A 12,964-nucleotide genomic window follows, 5' to 3' on the forward strand; every position below is an offset into this window, starting at 1 on the left:
CCGAAGATGTGGCGAACCGTGCGGGTTCCAACGAATCGAGGGCATTCTCGTCCGGCTACGCGTCGATCGTCGACATGTCGCCGTATCGGGCGCCGACCACGGCATCGCGCGGCACGGCCGCCGCGAGGGCCTCGAGGTCGGCGCGGCCCAGCTCGACGGCTGCCGCCCCGACGTTCTCCTCGAGGTAGGGGATGCGCTTGGTGCCGGGGATCGGGGCGATGTCCGAGCCCTGCGCCAGCACCCACGCCAGCGCGAGCTGACCAGCCGTCACGCCCTTCCCCTCGGCGACCTCGCGCAACTTGGCGACGAGGGCGAGGTTGGCGTCCAGGGCCTCACCCTGGAAGCGCGGGAAGTATGCCGTGCGTCGCGAGTCGTTCGGGTCGAGGTCCGCCTCGGCCGTGATGGCACCCGTGAGAATCCCGCGACCGAGGGGCGAGTAGGGGACCAGGCCGATGCCGAGCTCTCGGATGGTCGGCAGGATCTCGTCCTCGATGTCGCGGGTGAAGAGCGAGTACTCCGTCTGGAGGGCCGTGATCGGGTGGACGGCGTGGGCCCGGCGGATGGTGTCGGGAGACGCCTCCGAGAGGCCGAGGTGGCGGACCTTGCCTGCGGCAACGAGCTCGGCCATGGCGCCGACGGTCTCCTCGATCGGGACGTTCTGGTCGACCCGGTGCTGGTAGTAGAGATCGAGGTAGTCGACGCCGAGGCGCTGGAGCGACGCGTCGGCAGCGCGAAGCACGTAGTCGGGACGGCCGTTGACGCCGATGCGGGTGCCGTCCTCCGCCCGCTCGTTGCCGAACTTCGTGGCGAGGACGACCTCGTCCCGGCGCCCGGCGATGGCCTTGCCGACGAGGCGCTCGTTGGTGAACGGGCCATACATGTCGGCGGTGTCGAGGAATGTCACGCCGAGGTCCAGGGCGCGGTGGATGGTCGCGATGCCCGTGGCCTCGTCGCCGGTGCCGTAGAACTCGGACATGCCCATGCAGCCCAGGCCGAGCGCCGAGACGGACAGGGCAGCCGGGCCGGTGCCGAGGGTGCGGGTGGGGAGTGTGGCGGCGGGGGTGGTCGCGTCGTTCGTGGTCGCCTCGTTGGATGTCATGAATCGAGTCAACGTCTTCGAGCGCGCTCGAAGTCAAGAGCTGGCTCGAGGAGAGGCCTACTCGTCGTCGAGCTCCACCTTGGACCGGTAGATGCCGATCTTGTTGTCGATCGCACCCAGGTGCTCGGTCACCTCGGCCAGCTGGGCGAGGACCCGGGCGCGGTGGGCCTTGAGGAGGTCGAGCCGCTCGGCCTCGTTGCCCGTCCCTGCCTGGCACAGCGCGGCGTACTGCTTGACCTCGCGGATCGGCATTCCCGTGGCGCGCAACCGCGTCAGCATCGTCACCCAGCGCAGGTCGGCCTCGCCGTAGACCCGATGCCCCGAGCTCGAGCGAGGAACCTCGCGCAGCATCAGGCCGTCGCGCTCGTAGTAGCGCAACGTGTGGGCGGTGAGGCCCGTCTGCTCAGCGGCCTCGGCGATCGACAGGCCGACGGGTGGGGCGATGGTGGTCACTCGTCCATCCTCGACCTTCGAGTGCACTCGAAGTCAAGGCGCTCAGAGGTGCTGGTGCATGACGTGCAGACCGACGCGTCCGTGGGCACGGCTCTCGAACGCCTCGGGCACGGTCCCGATGATCGTGAAGCCCAGCCTCTGCCACAGAGCGACGGCCGCGACGTTGGTCTCGACGACCGCGTTGAACTGCATTGCCGCATAACCCTGCTCGCGGGCCCACGCGATGACCCACTCGCCCAGGGCCCGCCCGACGCCCTGACCACGCGCGACCGACGACACCATGAACGACGCGGTGGCGACGTGCGAGCCACGGCCCGGTCGGTTGGGCCCGGTCTTGGCGGACCCGAGCACGGCGCCCGACACCTCCTCGACCGCGACCACGGTCACCCCGGGCGGCGACTCCACCCACCAGCCGCGGGCCTCGTCGATCGCCAGCCCGGCGGGGAAGGCATAGGTCTCGCCCGCCTCGACCACCTCGGTGAAGGTCGGGAAGAAGTCGACCCAGTCCGCCTCGGTGACCTCCCGGATGATCACGGCCGGCGGCTCGTCGTGAACTCGAAGTCGAAGCCCTCCAGCCGGGAGACCAGTGCGTCGCCCAGGGCAACCGCCGGTGTGAGCACGCCACCACGAGAACCCAGCTCGTCCTCCACCAGAGACAGGCCCGCCTGGCCGAGCATGATCGCCGTGCCCGAATAACCCGGGTCGTATGCCGCCGCCACCCGGGTGCGGTAGCGCGCACCTGTCGTCGTGGTCGTCTCGACGTCCATGACGAAACGGCCCTTGGCCATCGTCTCGTCCGACGGCCCCTCGCCGGGCTTGGGCAGCACGCGGTCGAGCACCGACCGCGTCGGAGCCGTGGACATGCCGGCGAAGAGCCCGCCGAGGACGGCCGAGGTGAGCCCCGCCTTGACCGCGCCGAGCGGCCCGCGCCCGGTGTCCATGACCTCGTCGTAGCGGAACTCGCGACCGTAGGACCAGTCGCTCAGGGCGTTGCTGCGACGCACGATCCGGGTGTTGAACGATGCCATGAAGAAGGGCGCGACCCAGCGCCCGGTGACCTCGTCGAAGCGGGTGCCGGCGACGGCCTGCACCTTGTCGAGGGCACCGGCGACGCCGGTCGGTTTCGGCCCGACAGCGCGGTTGCGCGAGGGCGGCTCGGCCTCGCGGTCGGGGCTCAGGCCGTAGGGGTCGGTGACCGCACGGCGCCGGGCCTTGTCGGCGCCGGACTCGATGGCCTGCTGGCGCATCGAGTCGATCGTCCCGCCGCTGATACCACCACGCAGCGTGCGCACGTGCAGCACGGTCTCGCCGAGGGTGCCCTCGCCGTCAGCGGCCACCTGCTGGGCGGTCCGCCACACCCCGAGGTCCGACGGGATCGAGTCGAAGCCGCAGGAGTGGACGATCTTGGCCCCGGTCCGCTCGGCCTCGCTGTGGTTGGCGTCGATGCTGTCGCGCACGAAGAGGACCTCGCCGGTGAGGTCCGCGTAGTGGGTGCCGGCTGCAGCGCACGCGGAGGCGAGCGGCATACCCAGCTTTGCGTAGGGACCCACGGTGGTGACGACGACGCGGGTGCGACCGGCCAGGTCGACCACGGCGGCGGCGTCGGTCGTGTCCACCACGACGATCGGCCAGTCGGCAGCTGCGCCGGGCAGGGACGAGCGCACGTCCGCGAGGCGCGACTGCGAGCGCCCGGCGAGCGCGATGCGCATCGTGCCCGGCGCGTGCTCCGCGAGGTGGGCCGCGGTCAGCCGCCCGACGAATCCGGTGGCGCCGACGAGGACGAGGTCGAACTCACGCGAGGTGCTCATCCCCGAAATCTAGGCGATCCCTGACGCCGCCGGGCGACGGGTGGGATGCGTGCGGCACAGTGGGTGCATGGCGAGAAGACCGAAGGTGCTGGCGATCGTCCAGGCGGGTGGCAAGGGCTCACGCATGGACGTCCTCACCCGCGAGCGGGCCAAGCCGGCGCTGCCGTATGCCGGGCAGTACCAGCTCGTCGACTTCGCGCTGTCGTCGCTGGCGCACAGCGGGATCAGTGACGTGTGGCTGTCCGTGCAGTTCCAGGCCACCAGCCTGCACAAGCATGTCGCGAACGGCCGGCCGTGGGACCTCGACCGCACTCGTGGTGGGTTGCAGTGGCTTCCTCCCGAGGAGGGGAGTGGCGCGGCCTCCCAGGATGGTTTCAGCGAGGGCAACGGTGACGACCTCTATCGCAACCTCGACGGGATCCGCGACTTCGGTGCCGACGTCGTGCTCGTCCTCAGCGCCGACTCCGTCTGCTCGGTCGACCTGCGCGACGTCGTCGACCAGCACCTCGACCGAGGCTCGTCGTGCACGATCGTCACTGCCGAGGTCATGCGCTCCCAGGCAGCCGACAAGGGCGTGGTCGAGGTGGGCCGTGACGGTCTGGTCAAGACCTTCGACTACAAGCCGGAGAACCCCGCGACCACGACGGTCGCGGCCGAGATCTTCGCCTACGACCCCGCCCGCCTCTCCAGTGCGCTCGAGGACCTCAGGGCCGAGCGGGTCAACGCGGCCGATGGTGAGGACTCCGGCGTCGGCGACTTCGGGGAGCACCTCATCCCGCGGCTGGTCGACCGGGGCGACGTGCATGCCTTCGCCCTCAGTGGCTACTGGCGCGACCTCGGCACACCGAGTGAGTACGTCGCGGCACACCGTGACCTGCTTGCCGGTCGAGTCGACGTGTTCGACGACCCGGAGTGGCCGATCCTCACACGGTGGCCCGAGCTCCCGTCGGCGATGATCCATCGCGACGCCACGGTGAACGGCTCGATCGTCAGCGCCGGCGCCGACGTCGCAGGCACCGTGGTGCGCAGCGTCCTCGGCCCGGGGGTGCGGGTGGGCAAGGGGGCTGTCGTCGAGGACTCCGTCGTGTTCGCCCAGACGACCATCGAGGCGGGCGCAGAGGTGCGCGGCGCCATCGTCGACTCGGCGTCCACCGTCGCGCGCGGTGCCAGGGTCGGCGAGACCCCTCCCGGCACCCGCATCGGCGACGACCGTCTCGTCCTCGTCGGGCGCGACAGTCGGGTCGGTCGGGGCGTCGTCGTCCCGCCGGGCGCCCGGCTCGAGCCGGGTTCGACCGCCTGACTTGGCGATTGCACCCCTAGGTGGGTAGCGGCGACGCCCGCCGAGCAGGTAGACAGATCGCACCGGCACCGAACCGGGCGCCGGCCCACACATGGAGGTACGCGATGACGCAGAACCCGACCAGTGGCACCACTCCCGACGAGAACCTCTCCGACCTCGGTCAGGCGCCCCAGGGCACCTCGGGCGTCGAGACCGAAGGCCCGGCTGACAGCGGCGCGGGCGAGATGGGCCTGCCGGACGAGCAGGACGGCGGCGCCGACGGCGGCGCTGACGACGCGGAGGGCCCGGCCGACAGCGGCGCGGACCAGCCGGCCGTCCCCGGCGAGCACGATGGCGGCGCCGACGGTGGGGCCGACGGCTCTCAGTGACCGAACCGCCCGAGAACCCGCGGCCTGAGACCGTCGTCTCGGCCGCGGGTTCTCCTGCGCTGGCGCGCCTTGTCGGTATGCCGCCCGCAGACTTCGCGTCCCGTGTCTGGTCCCGATCCCCGCTGCTGACCCGCGCCGCGGAGCTCCGTCGTGACTTCTCCGACCTCTTTGGCCCCGACGCGGTCGACGAGCTCGTGGCCGGCCGTGGGCTGCGCACCCCCTTTGCCCGGATGGCGCGCGACGGAGCCACCTTGCCCGCGAGCCGGCTCACGCTCGGTGGTGGTGTCGGCGCCGGCATCGCGGACCAGCTGAGCGAGGACCGCATCCTGCGTGAGTTCGCCTCTGGCGCAACGCTGGTGCTCCAGGCTCTGCACCGGACCTGGGCGCCGGTCCAGTCCTTCGCCGCTGCGCTGTCCGACGGCCTCGGGCACCCGGTGCAGGTCAACGCCTATGTCACCCCACCGCAGAACCAGGGCTTCTCCGACCACTACGACGTGCACGACGTCTTCGTCCTGCAGATCGCCGGCGAGAAGCAGTGGCGCATCCGGCCCCCTGTCCTTGAAGCGCCCCTGCGTGACCAACCGTGGGAGCAGCACCGGGCGGCCGTCGAGGAGGCCACCACCGCCGAGCCGCTCCTCGAGGAGACCCTGCGCCCGGGCGACTGCCTCTACCTCCCGCGCGGCTACCTCCACTCCGCGACGGCCCTCGGCGGGACGAGCATCCACCTGACGGTCGGGGTGCACGCCTGGACTCGCCGCCACCTCGTGGATGCTCTGCTGGAGCGGGTCGGCTCCCGCCTCGCGCAGGACGTCGAGGCCCGGCGGTCGCTGCCCCTGACTCCGGGTGGCAGCCAGTCCTCGGAGGTGGCGTTCGGCGATGACGCCGAGGTCGTCCGGTCACTCGTGGCCAAGGCGCTCCAGGACGTCGGCGTGGACGAGCTGGTCGACGCGCTTCGGCCTCAGGTCCGTGCGGCCCGGCGCGCCGAACCACTCGGGGTCCTCGACCAGGCGGAGCGCGCCGGCGACGGCGAGACGACCTGGCGCCTGCGCGGTGGCCTTGCCGGTCACTGGGAGCACGACGGCGAGGGTGCCGTGCACGTCAGCCGGGTGGGTCGTCTGCGGGTGACCGCTGACGAACGGGACGCGGTCACGGACGTGCTGGACGGCATACGCGATCCGGCGTCCCTGGACATCGAGCTGAGACGACGCCTCGCGCTCGCCGGCCTGCTCGTCCCTGCCGAAGACCTGCCGTAAGCGCACCGCAAGGTCCGCGACGGCCACGCCGCCCCCACCCCATGGCAGGGTCGAGGGCATGAGGATCGTCGTCACGGGCGGGGCGGGCTTCATCGGCGGCGCCATGGTGCGAGCCCTCCTGAGGCAGTCGCACGACGTGGTCGTGATCGACTCCCTGCGGGCCGACGTCCACCGGGACGGGGGTGCTGCCGCGCGGGACCGGCTGGCGGCACAGGACGTCCGGCTCGTCGAGGGCGACGTCCGTGACCTCGATCTGGTGCGCCAACTGCTGAAGGGCGCCGACGCGGTCGTCCATCTCGCGGCCAAGGTCGGTCTCGGCGTGGACCTGGACGACATGGACGACTACGTCTCGAGCAACGTGCTCGGCACCGCCGCTGTCCTGCGGGCCTGCCATGACGCCGGCGTGACCCGCCTCGTGCAGGCGAGCTCGATGGTCGTCTATGGGGAGGGCGCCTACGACTGCGCTGAGCACGGCCGCGTGCGACCTGGCCCACGAGACGAGCGGCGGCTAGATGCAGCGCAGTTCGAACCATCGTGCCCCGAGTGTGGCCACGATCTGGCACCGGCGCTCGTCGCCGAGAGCGCTGCCATGGACCCCCGCAACACGTATGCCGCGACCAAGGTCTCCCAGGAGCAGCTCGCCTCGGTCTGGGCGCGGGAGACGGGCTCCGCGGCGACGTCCCTGCGCCTGCACAACGTCTACGGACCCGGTATGCCGCGGTCCACCCCGTACGCCGGAGTCGCCGCGATCTTCTGGTCGGCCTCAGCCAGCGGCCAGTCGCCACAGGTGTTCGAGGACGGCGGGCAGCGTCGGGACTTCGTCCACGTCGACGACATCGCGGCGGCGTTCGTGGCCGCACTCGGGCGCGAAGTGCACGAGCGCGGGGGAGGTGGGCACACGGCATACAACGTGGGTTCGGGAGTGGTCCACACGGTCGGTGACCTGGCCGTCGAGCTCGCCTCGCTCGCCGGTGGGCCGACACCCGAGGTGACGGGCCGTTACCGGCTCGGCGACGTCCGCCACATCACCGCGTCCAGCGACCTCGCCCGGCATGAGCTCGGCTGGGCCGCAACGGTTCTCTTCCGCGAAGGCCTCGCCGGACTGTCGTTCAGCTGACCCGCTCGGCAGCCGGCAGGGCCACCTCGAAGCAGCACCCTCCGTCGGCGTTGACCACCGAGATCGACCCGGCGTGCGACTCGACGATGCCCTTGGCGATGGCCAGGCCCAGACCGGCGCCGGCGTCGGCACCGCTGCGCTCGGGGTCGGCGCGCCACCCCGCCTCGAAGACACGGTGTAGGTCCGGCTCGGCGATGCCGCCGCACTCGTCCAGCACCGAGAAGCTGGGTGCGGCCGTCGGGGCTGCGTTCGGCGCGGACGACGACCGAACCTCCGGGTGCGGTGTGCCTCACGGCGTTGCCGACGAGGTTGCCGAGGAGTCGGGTGAGCTCGTCGCCGTTGCCGGTGACCGCGAGCCGGTCGTCCTCACCGCGGGTCTGGAGGCGGAGGTCGACATCGCGCTGCTGGGCATGCTGCTCCAGCTCACCGACGACGTCGTGGCAGACCTCGACGAGGCTGACGAGCGCGGTGTCGTCGTGCTGACGCGCCTCGGCCGAGCTCACCCGGGACAGCTCGAAGAGGTCTCCGACGAGGCCGTCGAGCCGGCTCACCGTCTGCCGCATCTGGCGCAGGGCCGGTTCGGGTTCGATGACCTTGTCCTCGAGGCCCTCGGCGAGGGCGCGCAGGCCGGCGAGCGGAGTGCGCAGGTCGTGCGACATGAAGGCGACGAGCTCGCGGCGGGAGCGCTCAAGGGCTCGCTCGCGCTGCTCGGAGGCGGCCAGGCGGCTGCGGGTGCTGTCGAGCTCGCGCCACAGGTCGGAGAGCTCCGAGGAGACCGAGTGGGTGTGGGTGGGGTCCTCGCCGGTCGGTCCACCGTTGCCGAGCGACCGCAGCGAGTCGACGAGGGCCGTCGAGCCGGCAGCGACCTGACGGCCGAGGACGAGCGAGAGCAGCACGCCGATGATGCCGGCGAGCCCGAGCGCCATGAGGACGACGGTCGAGTCGTGGGGAGAGATGAACATGCGCTGCACGTTGACGAAGACAGCGAGCGACACCGCGACGAGCGGCACGAGCGAGGCCACGACGACGAGGACCATGGTGGAGCGACCTCGCAGTCCCGACAACGCCAGCGCTCCGGCTCCACCCGCGACAAGACACACGAGTGTGGTGACGGCGATGATCTGCTGCATGTCGTTCACGACTGCTCCTCGGGTTCGCCGAACCGGTAGCCGGCGCCCCGCACGGTGACGATGCGCTGCGGGTCCGACGGGTCGGTCTCGATCTTCTCTCGCACGCGGCGCACGTGGACGGTGACCGTCGAGGTGTCACCGAAGTCCCATCCCCAGACCCGGCGCATGAGCTGCTCCTTGGTGAAGGTCAGGCCGGGGTGCGCGATGAGATAGGCCAGCAGGTCGAACTCTCGGGTCGTCAGCTCCGTGCCGCTCCCGTCGACCGTGGCGGTGCGCGAACCGGTGTCGACGCGCACGCCCAGTCGTTCGGTGACCCTGGGCAGCAGGGTGACGGCGCCGAGCCGCTCGGCCCGGCGCAGGAGCGCCTCGACCCGCCCGAGAGCCTCGCGTGGGCTGAACGGCTTGACCATGTAGTCGTCGGCGCCCAGCTCGAGCCCGAGGAGGCGGTCGTCCTCCTCGCCCCGCGCGCTCAGCACGATGACGGCGGCGTGGTCGTCCTCGGCGCGACGGCGGCGGAGCACCTCGAGGCCCGACATGAGCGGCAGCATGACGTCGAGGATGACGACGTCGGGGCGGCGCTCGCGCCAGGCCTGCAGCGCGGTCAGGCCGTCGGCGGCGAGCACCGGCTCGAAACCCGCCCGCCGCAGATACGCCGACAGGACGCTCGAGACGGTGGGATCGTCCTCGACGACCAGCACGGTTGCGACCACCTTCGCAGGGTATGCCGGTGAGGTGCCGTGGATCGTCCATCTCGGGTCCTGGTGGCTCGCCGTAAGGGTCCCGTCATCTGCCATGGGGTCCGGCGGTGGCTCCCGCGACCTAGCGTGCAACACATGGCTCGCTCCGAGGTGTTGGTCGACGTGGTGCTTCCGTGCCTCGACGAGGCCGAAGCGTTGCCACGAGTCCTCGCCCGCATGCCCGACTGGGCGCGACCGATCCTCGCGGACAACGGCTCGACCGACGGCTCGGCCCGCATGGCGCGGCGGCGAGGCATCGAGGTCGTCGAGGTCTCGCAGCGTGGGTATGGCGCCGCCTGCCACGCCGGTCTGCAGGTGGCGGCCGCGCCGCTCGTGGCCTTCATGGATGCCGACGGCAGCCTTGATCCGTGTTCCCTCGAGCTGCTCCTCGCCGAGCACCGTCGCACCCTGCATGAGGGACGCCCACATCTCGTCGTGGGTGCCCGACGTCCGGTCAGCCGGGACGCGTGGCCGTGGCGACTGCGGGTCGCCAACCGGGTGCTGGCCCATCGGGTTCGTCGTGCCACGGGCGCGGGGCTCGAGGACATCGGGCCCCTGCGGCTGGCTCCCACCAAGCTGCTCCAGGGTCTGCCGATCGCGGACCGCCGCTCCGGCTACCCCGTCGAGACCGTGGTGCGCGCCGCCGAGGCCGGGTGGTCAGTCACCGGCGTCCCAGTCCCCTATCTCCCGCGCTCGGGCCGGTCCAAGGTGACGGGCACGTGGCTGGGCGCGGCGCGAGCCGTGCAGGACATGAGCCGGGTGCTGGCGTCATGACCGCCACTCTCGAAGCTCGCTGCCGCACGCTGCAGTCGGTGATCATCCTGGCCAAGTCGCCGCAACCGGGCAGGGTCAAGACGCGCCTGACGCCCGACTTCTCGCTGGCTGAAGCGGCGGTGCTGGCCGCTGCAGCCATCCGCGACACCCTCGCTGCGGCGCGAGCCACCGGAGTCCGGACCGTCCTTGCCTGGGAGGGTCCGCCGACGCGGTGGCTGCCGGACGATGTCACGTTGAACCCGCAGCGCGGCGGGGGCCTCGACGAGCGGTTGGACCACGCCTTCCGTGACGCACTGCCCGAGGACGGAGACCAACCCACCCTCCTCGTGGGGATGGACACCCCGCAGGTCGGCCCTGACGATCTCCTGGCCGACTGGCACGGCGCCGACGCCGTGCTCGGCCTCTGCGAGGACGGTGGCTACTGGGCGATCGGGTTGCGTCGCTACCAGCCCGGGCTGTTCGTCGGCGTCCCGATGTCGACGGGGCACACCGGTGCCGCTCAGCTGGAACGTCTTCGCTCCCACGGTCTCTCGGTTCACCTGCTGTCGATGCAGCGCGACGTGGACGAGCCGGCCGATGCTGCTGCCGTGGCGGTGGCAGCGCCTGACACGCGGTTCGCCAGGACCTTCCGGCGACTCGTGCAGACACCGTGCGACCCGGCCCTGTTGTTCGACACCGCGCTCGCGCGAGGCGGCGTCCACGTCGAGTGGGGTTCGCGTGGCACTGGCGCGGGTGTGGTCCCGCGACTGCTCGAGGTGGCGTCGTGGCAGACGATCTCCGGCGTCGACGAGCTCATCGTGAGCCGCTGCTCCGGCCCGGTCATCGACGTGGGCTGTGGGCCCGGTCGCTTCGTCGAGGCGCTGTCCGCTCGGGGGCTGCCCGCTCTGGGCATCGACGTCTCGGGGGCGTCGATCGTCCAGACTCGCGCTCGTGGTGGAAGTGCCCTGCTGCGCGATGTCTTCCAACCCGTTCCCGGCGAGGGGCGCTGGCAGACGCTGCTGCTCGCCGACGGCAACGTGGGCATCGGCGGGGACCCGACGCTTCTCCTGCGCCGGTGCAGCCAGCTGCTCAGTCCAGAAGGATGGGCGCTCGTCGAGGTGGACCCGGACGAGCACGTCGACCTGTGCACGGAAGTGACCCTGACCGGGCCGTGGGGGAGGCGATCCCGCCCCATCCCGTGGGCGCGAGTGGGTGCCACCGCCCTGGTCAGGTATGCCGCCCAGGCGGGTCTGTTGGCCGTCGAGGACTGGCGGGTCGACGGGCGGGCGTTCGTCACCCTCCGTCAGGCCGCCTGAAACTCGCCTTGTGTGCCTGAGAGCGGGCCATAGCCCGCTCTCAGGCACACAAGGCGAGTTTCATCAGGGGCGCAGGCCGCCCGTGGCCAGGAGCGGCACGACGAGCAACGTGAGGGTGAGCACAGCCAGGCCGACCGCACGCGCCATGGGTATCGCCCGCTCCGGCGCACGGCGGGCGACGAGCCACCCGGTGACGACGCCCAGCGGGGCCAGGACTCCGTCATGGACCACGATCCCCGCGCCGATCCAGAGCCCGACCCGCAGCCAGCCACTCGTGGGCACGTGGGCGAAGAACTGCCACGCACCCACGGCGACGAAGGCCAGGCCGGCCAAGCCCAGCAGGACGCGAGCCAACCCGAGCTCCCGCGCGATGGCATACCCGGCCTTCATGCCCGCACCTCCAGCTCGGTGACCCACTTGGTCTGGAGCACGCCGGGACGGTTCGGCGCGATCAGCCGCACCGGGAAGCCGTGGTCCCGGGTGAGTCGAGAACCATTGAGCCGCAGGGCAATCAGGGTGTTGGGGTGGTCGGCGTAGGCGCGTGGAAGGAGGGACTCGCGATAGGTGCCGCTGACCTCCGCCGAGCGGACGGCCACGTCACCAGCCACCCCGCCGACGAGGTCGAGCAGGTCGCGCATCCGCACGCCCTGCCACGCGGCATCGGCGCTCCATCCCTCGACGCAGGCGATCGGGAGCGACACGGTCTGCTGCGGGAGGGCGCGCAGCTCGGCGCCGGTGACGATCCGTTCGCCACTTGGTCCTCGCACCGTCACCTGCCAGTCGTCGTCGCCGGCCGCTGGGTCGAGGGCAGGGGGGATCTGCGCCTGCTCGGCGGTCCGGTTGACCGGCACCCCCAGTGGGCTGTTGCGCGGGCGCCGGGAGCGGAGCACGGAGATGCGGTCCAGGGCAGGCACCGTCGAGCCGACCGTGAGGACCACTGCGCCGGCGGCCACCGCGGCCGCGCCGAGGATGAAGCCGCGTCGACCTTCGCTCCTCGAACGGGCGGTGCCGCCGGGGGTGAGTGCGTCACGGATGGCCGGCAGCTTCACGGCGACGTGCACCGCCAGGGCCCCGATGGCGACCCACGCGAACGCCCAGTGGACCTTGGTGAAGCCGAAGCCGAAGACGTACCAGCCGGCGACGTTGGCAATGCCCGTCGAGACCATCATCAGCGACGATCCGACGAGCACGGCGATGGATGCGCGCTCGAGCATCTGGACCGGCGAGCCGACGACGGGCCGCGTGAACAGGCGCGGATAGGCGGCATACAGCTTCGCGAGCAGGAGCGGGACCGTCGCGGTCCCCGACGCGACGTGCAGGCCCTGAGTCACTCGATAGCCCCACGCCGGTCCGGTCGGGAGCGGCAGCCAGGAGATCGGGTTCTGGTGGAAGTGGCTGAGGATCCCGGTGAGGAAGCAGATGGTGAACGCGACGCCGAGGAGCATGCCCAGCCGTGCCACCACGGTCCGGTCGTGCACCGGTGAGGTGAAGTCCTCGGGTGTCGGCGGCGCCGGTGGTGCGGGGAGTGTGCGCATGCTTCGACGGTAGGGACGCGCCGACCGGATGAGCCGGTCACAGCGCTTACGGGGCGATGACGGATGGCCGCTGGAGGTGCTGGTGGGGCGCGACG

14 protein-coding genes and 1 pseudogene are annotated in these 12,964 nt (G+C 71.5%); 6 read left to right on the plus strand and 9 right to left on the minus strand.

Going from position 1 to position 12,964, the window contains the following annotated elements; all coding sequences use genetic code 11:
* Positions 1-55: 55 nt before the first annotated feature.
* The 4 genes from ACZZ98_RS09750 to ACZZ98_RS09765 are packed head-to-tail and all read right to left on the minus strand — an operon-like array spanning position 56 to position 3,360.
* Positions 56-1,099: an aldo/keto reductase gene (locus tag ACZZ98_RS09750; protein ID WP_463516052.1), complete on the minus strand. Its 1,044-nt coding sequence runs from the start codon at positions 1,097-1,099 to the stop codon at positions 56-58.
* 57 nt (positions 1,100-1,156) lie between these two features.
* Positions 1,157-1,552, minus strand: a complete 396-nt coding sequence (locus ACZZ98_RS09755; protein WP_463516053.1) for a MerR family transcriptional regulator — start codon at positions 1,550-1,552, stop codon at positions 1,157-1,159.
* Positions 1,553-1,594: 42 nt separating this feature from the next.
* Positions 1,595-2,086: a GNAT family N-acetyltransferase gene (locus tag ACZZ98_RS09760; protein WP_463516054.1), complete on the minus strand. Its 492-nt coding sequence runs from the start codon at positions 2,084-2,086 to the stop codon at positions 1,595-1,597.
* Entirely contained in the window at positions 2,083-3,360 is a 1,278-nt protein-coding gene (locus tag ACZZ98_RS09765) for a saccharopine dehydrogenase family protein (RefSeq protein ID WP_463516055.1), read from the minus strand. Before ACZZ98_RS09765 ends, ACZZ98_RS09760 begins: the two co-directional genes overlap by 4 nt.
* A 67-nt stretch (positions 3,361-3,427) precedes the next feature.
* Here ACZZ98_RS09765 and ACZZ98_RS09770 point away from each other — a divergent pair, with 67 nt between their 5' ends.
* From ACZZ98_RS09770 to ACZZ98_RS09785, 4 genes are all read left to right on the plus strand, one after another.
* The gene (locus ACZZ98_RS09770; RefSeq protein WP_463516056.1) at positions 3,428-4,660 is read left to right on the plus strand and encodes a glucose-1-phosphate adenylyltransferase family protein; all 1,233 of its coding nucleotides are present in this window, start codon (positions 3,428-3,430) and stop codon (positions 4,658-4,660) included.
* Positions 4,661-4,764: 104 nt separating this feature from the next.
* On the plus strand, positions 4,765-5,028 hold the full coding sequence (locus ACZZ98_RS09775) for a BatC protein (protein ID WP_463516057.1): 264 nt from the start codon (positions 4,765-4,767) through the stop codon (positions 5,026-5,028).
* Positions 5,025-6,281 carry a cupin domain-containing protein gene (locus ACZZ98_RS09780; protein WP_463516058.1) on the plus strand — a complete coding sequence of 419 codons (1,257 nt, stop codon included), beginning with the start codon at positions 5,025-5,027 and terminating at the stop codon, positions 6,279-6,281. The genes ACZZ98_RS09775 and ACZZ98_RS09780 overlap by 4 nt, the downstream gene beginning before the upstream one ends.
* Before the next feature lie 58 nt (positions 6,282-6,339).
* Complete coding sequence (locus ACZZ98_RS09785) at positions 6,340-7,398, plus strand: NAD-dependent epimerase/dehydratase family protein (protein WP_463516059.1); 1,059 nt, start codon at positions 6,340-6,342, stop codon at positions 7,396-7,398.
* Here ACZZ98_RS09785 and ACZZ98_RS09790 read toward each other — a convergent pair.
* From ACZZ98_RS09790 to ACZZ98_RS09800, 3 genes and pseudogenes are all read right to left on the minus strand, one after another.
* A complete protein-coding gene (locus ACZZ98_RS09790; protein ID WP_463517757.1) occupies positions 7,391-7,615 on the minus strand; it encodes a sensor histidine kinase in 225 nt (74 codons plus the stop codon). The genes ACZZ98_RS09785 and ACZZ98_RS09790 overlap by 8 nt on opposite strands.
* A 292-nt stretch (positions 7,616-7,907) precedes the next feature.
* Positions 7,908-8,528, minus strand: a pseudogene (locus ACZZ98_RS09795) (histidine kinase dimerization/phospho-acceptor domain-containing protein); the annotation flags it as partial.
* Positions 8,529-8,533: 5 nt separating this feature from the next.
* Positions 8,534-9,238, minus strand: a complete 705-nt coding sequence (locus ACZZ98_RS09800; protein ID WP_463516060.1) for a response regulator transcription factor — start codon at positions 9,236-9,238, stop codon at positions 8,534-8,536.
* 123 nt (positions 9,239-9,361) lie between these two features.
* Between ACZZ98_RS09800 and ACZZ98_RS09805 the strand changes: the two genes are divergently transcribed.
* Positions 9,362-10,039 carry a glycosyltransferase family 2 protein gene (locus tag ACZZ98_RS09805; RefSeq protein WP_463516061.1) on the plus strand — a complete coding sequence of 226 codons (678 nt, stop codon included), beginning with the start codon at positions 9,362-9,364 and terminating at the stop codon, positions 10,037-10,039.
* The gene (locus ACZZ98_RS09810; protein ID WP_463516062.1) at positions 10,036-11,334 is read left to right on the plus strand and encodes a DUF2064 domain-containing protein; all 1,299 of its coding nucleotides are present in this window, start codon (positions 10,036-10,038) and stop codon (positions 11,332-11,334) included. Before ACZZ98_RS09805 ends, ACZZ98_RS09810 begins: the two co-directional genes overlap by 4 nt.
* A 63-nt stretch (positions 11,335-11,397) precedes the next feature.
* Here ACZZ98_RS09810 and ACZZ98_RS09815 read toward each other — a convergent pair whose 3' ends face one another.
* Positions 11,398-11,724 carry a hypothetical protein gene (locus tag ACZZ98_RS09815; RefSeq protein WP_463516063.1) on the minus strand — a complete coding sequence of 109 codons (327 nt, stop codon included), beginning with the start codon at positions 11,722-11,724 and terminating at the stop codon, positions 11,398-11,400.
* Complete coding sequence (locus ACZZ98_RS09820; protein ID WP_463516064.1) at positions 11,721-12,869, minus strand: molybdopterin-dependent oxidoreductase; 1,149 nt, start codon at positions 12,867-12,869, stop codon at positions 11,721-11,723. The genes ACZZ98_RS09815 and ACZZ98_RS09820 overlap by 4 nt, the downstream gene beginning before the upstream one ends.
* Positions 12,870-12,964: the final 95 nt, after the last annotated feature.

This window comes from Knoellia sp. AC549 (assembly GCF_979258975.1).

What these genes read in the sequence shown, in the direction of transcription:
- ACZZ98_RS09750 (WP_463516052.1), bottom strand. Translation starts at nt 1,099, where the DNA reads ATGACATCCAACGAGGCGACCACGAACGACGCGACCACCCCCGCCGCC.
- ACZZ98_RS09765 (WP_463516055.1), bottom strand. Translation starts at nt 3,360, where the DNA reads ATGAGCACCTCGCGTGAGTTCGACCTCGTCCTCGTCGGCGCCACCGGA.
- ACZZ98_RS09770 (WP_463516056.1), top strand. Translation starts at nt 3,428, where the DNA reads ATGGCGAGAAGACCGAAGGTGCTGGCGATCGTCCAGGCGGGTGGCAAG.
- ACZZ98_RS09775 (WP_463516057.1), top strand. Translation starts at nt 4,765, where the DNA reads ATGACGCAGAACCCGACCAGTGGCACCACTCCCGACGAGAACCTCTCC.
- ACZZ98_RS09785 (WP_463516059.1), top strand. Translation starts at nt 6,340, where the DNA reads ATGAGGATCGTCGTCACGGGCGGGGCGGGCTTCATCGGCGGCGCCATG.
- ACZZ98_RS09805 (WP_463516061.1), top strand. Translation starts at nt 9,362, where the DNA reads ATGGCTCGCTCCGAGGTGTTGGTCGACGTGGTGCTTCCGTGCCTCGAC.
- ACZZ98_RS09810 (WP_463516062.1), top strand. Translation starts at nt 10,036, where the DNA reads ATGACCGCCACTCTCGAAGCTCGCTGCCGCACGCTGCAGTCGGTGATC.
- ACZZ98_RS09815 (WP_463516063.1), bottom strand. Translation starts at nt 11,724, where the DNA reads ATGAAGGCCGGGTATGCCATCGCGCGGGAGCTCGGGTTGGCTCGCGTC.
- ACZZ98_RS09820 (WP_463516064.1), bottom strand. Translation starts at nt 12,869, where the DNA reads ATGCGCACACTCCCCGCACCACCGGCGCCGCCGACACCCGAGGACTTC.